Genomic DNA, 3,091 nt, shown 5'->3' with positions numbered 1-3,091 from the left:
GGTGTTGGTGGATGCCGGCGGGGAGTGTGTGGGGGCTCTGTATCGCGGGGTCTTCGATGCCGAACTCGTCGTCGAGGCGGGCGGCTTGGGGGGCGGGGAGAGCGCGCGGGTGTGTGAGCTGTCCGTGGGGACCGGGGAGGCCGTCGAGGCGCGGTTGACCTGTGGTGGACAGGCCGAGGTGTTGTTGCAGCCGCTGGTGTCGATCCCGGGCGAGTGGTGGGAGCTGCTGGGGCAGGGGGCCGGGGTGGCGCTGGTGACGCGGTTGAACGCGGCGGCCGATCGGGCGGTGAGCGAGGTGGTGCGGGCCGTGGACCTGCCGGCCGATGACGCCGCGCGGCGGGCCGGGGAGCTGTTGGCGACCCGGCGGCCGGGGCGGGACGCGCTGTACGGGGGTGCGGGGCTGGTGCTCGTGGAGGCGTACCCGTCCGCTCCGCGCGTGGTGATCGGGGGTACCGGGGAGCTGGCCGAGATCATCGGGCGGCAGGCCGCGTTGCTGGAGTGGGGGGTGACGGTCGTGGAGTCGGCCGGGGAGGCCGCGAAGGTCCTGGCGGATCATCGGGACGCCGCGTGTCTGGTGCTGCTCAGTCACGAGCCGGACTTCGACGTGCCGACGCTGCGGACGGCGCTGGCGCTCGGGATCCCTTACGTGGGGGCGCTCGGCTCCCGGCGGACCACCACGCGGCGCCGTGAGGGGCTGATCGAGGCCGGGGTGAGCGCGGCGCAGCTGGCGCGGGTGCACGGGCCGATCGGCCTGGATCTCGGGGCGCGGACCCCCGCGGAGACGGCCTTGGCGATCTGCGCCGAGATCCTCGGGGTGCTGGGTGGCAGGGACGGCGGCGGGTTGCGGGATTCCGACGGGCCGCTGCGGGGGTGAGGTGTTCCGGGGCGTGGCGCCCGGTGGGGGCCGCGTTCCGGGGCGTCCCGGTCGGGGTTCCCGCGTCCAGGTCGGGGTTCCCGCGTCCAGGTCGGGGTTCCCCGCGTCCAGGAGGCGTTCCGGCCAGGGGCAGGGGCATCCCCCGTCCGGAGTACCCGGCGTCCGGCAGCATCCCGGCCGGGGTTCCCCGCGTCCAGAAGGCGTCCCGGCCAGGGGGCGGGGAGGTTTCCGCGAGCGCAGGAGTGAATCCGGACCAAATGCGGGAAACTGGTACACATGGACACGAACCTGATCTATCTCGCGGTGGACAGGACCCTCACGAACATCGCGTGGCTCCTGGTCGTCGGACTGATCGTCGTGGGCTTCCTGCTCGGCGGGTTCATGCTGGGCAAACGGGTTCGCGCGCACGAGCCCGCGCCACCCAGTACCGAGAGCCAGCCCCACCTGCCCGACGGCGGTGCGGTGCTGGAGGTCTCCGAGGAGCGTGAGCCCGTGGAGTTCCCCGCCGCCGGTCTGCGGCCGCACGAGATGCAGGGGTACGGGAACTTCGGCTCCCGGAGCCACAGCCACCAGGAGGACGCCCGCGCGGAGCGGGAGTCCGGGTACGAGCACCCCAATCCGCGGCCGCCGGCGGGCAAGCAGCCGCCGACCGTGCCTCCGCTGGGCGGCGCGAAGCCGGTCTGACCCCCGACCGGGGCCGGACCCGACCCCGCCCTGACCTCCCGACGTCGACCTCCGACCCGCGCCGCCCGCGCGGGTCGGAGGTCGACGTGCGTTCGCGGATTCGCAGGTCCAGGGATTCGCAGGTCAGAGGAGGTCAATGCGCAGGCGCAGGACCTCCGGGGGCGGGTGCCGGCCCGAGGTCTGGCGTACTTCCGCCGCCAGTGGCGGGTCCAGCGGGCGGTACGGGACCTCGCCCAGGCCGATGGCGGTCACGGTCGCCCCGGCCGGGGCAATCTCCGCGCGCCGGGCGAGGGTCGCCGCCAGTTCGGTGCGCAGTGCCGGGGACAGTGGGCTGGACACCAGGGGTTCCTCGTCCTCGCCGGGCAGGACGAGGACCAGCGCGAGCGGGCGGCGCGGGCTGCCGGTGTGGCCGACGACGGCCGCGTCCCGGACGTTGGTGTGACGGAGCTTGCGCCAACCGCGGCGGCCGGCCGGGTAGGCCTGGTCCAGCCGTTTGACGACGAGGCCCTCGACGCCGCCGGCGGGCAGGGTCTCGTACCAGGTCTCGGCCAGCTCCGGGTCGGTGGTCATGGGCACCGGTTGCAGGGGTGGGCCGAGCGGGAGCAGCAGGTCGACGAGGAGTGCGCGGCGTCGTTCGTACGGGCGGGCGCGCACGTCGAGCCCGGCCAGTTCCAGTACGTCGAAGGCGGCGTACGAGGCCGGCAGGGTACGGGCGAGCAGCGCGGCCCTGGCCGGGGTGGCGGCGGCCCGTCGCTGGACGAGCGCGAAGTCCGTCCGCCCGGCGTGCCAGACGACCACCTCCCCGTCGAGGACGGTTCCGGCGGGCAGCATCAGCGCCGCCGCCGCGAGGTCGGGGAAGGCGGCGGTGACGATGCGCCCGGAGCGGGCCTGGAGCACCGCTTCCTCGGCCGTGCGCACGACGACGAGGCGGTGTCCGTCGAACTTCGGCTCGTACGCGAGACCCGGCTCGCGCGGCAGGGTGGCGACGGCGGTGGCGAGTGCGACCCGGATCGTGCTCACGGCAGCCCGCCGGCCTGGTCGGGGTCGAGCAGTGGGGCGCAGAGGTCCCCGTCGCGGGCCAGTCGGGGTGGGATGTCGTCGGCGAGGAAGACCAGCTCGGCGGGGTCGTGGCAGGCCTCCACCTCGTCCCAGGAGACGGGCGCGGAGACGGTGGGGAGGGCGCGGGCGCGCAGGGTGTAGGGGGCGGCGGTGGTTTTGGCGGCGGCGTTCTGGCTGTGGTCGACGAAGACCTTGCCGGGGCGCAGGTTCTTGGCCATCCGGTGGACGATCAGGTCCGGGAGGGCGCGTTCGGCCTCCTGGGCGAGGGTCTTGGCGTACGCGGACACCCGCTCGGACGGGGTCGGCTCCAGCGGCGCGATCAGGTGGAGGCCCTTGGAGCCGGAGGTCTTCGCGCAGGCGCGCAGCCCGTCGGCGGCGAGGCGCTCGCGGAGCCAGAGGGCGGCGGCGCAGCACTCGACGGCGGTGGCGGGCGGGCCGGGGTCGAGGTCGAGGATCAGCCGGTCGGCGGTGGCG

Annotated in this window: 3 protein-coding genes and 1 pseudogene; 2 read left to right on the top strand and 2 right to left on the bottom strand. The window is 75.0% G+C overall.

Features of this window, described 5'->3' with window-relative positions; translation table 11 throughout:
* The coding region (locus ADK55_RS12760; RefSeq protein WP_053678152.1) for an XdhC family protein at positions 1-874 on the top strand (874 nt) is incomplete at its 5' end.
* Positions 875-1,150: 276 nt separating this feature from the next.
* Positions 1,151-1,558 (top strand): DUF6479 family protein, encoded by a 408-nt coding sequence (locus ADK55_RS12755; protein ID WP_053678150.1) that lies wholly within the window; start codon positions 1,151-1,153, stop codon positions 1,556-1,558.
* Positions 1,559-1,681: 123 nt separating this feature from the next.
* Here ADK55_RS12755 and ADK55_RS12750 read toward each other — a convergent pair whose 3' ends face one another.
* Entirely contained in the window at positions 1,682-2,569 is an 888-nt protein-coding gene (locus ADK55_RS12750) for a DNA ligase (protein ID WP_053678154.1), read from the bottom strand.
* Positions 2,570-2,574: 5 nt separating this feature from the next.
* Positions 2,575-3,091, bottom strand: a pseudogene (locus tag ADK55_RS12745) (ATP-dependent DNA ligase); the annotation flags it as partial.

It is taken from the genome of Streptomyces sp. WM4235 (assembly GCF_001279725.1).
Lineage (GTDB): Bacteria > Actinomycetota > Actinomycetes > Streptomycetales > Streptomycetaceae > Streptomyces.
The sequence above is the reverse complement of the archived record's forward strand: the minus strand, read 5'-3'. Positions and strand labels throughout refer to the sequence as shown.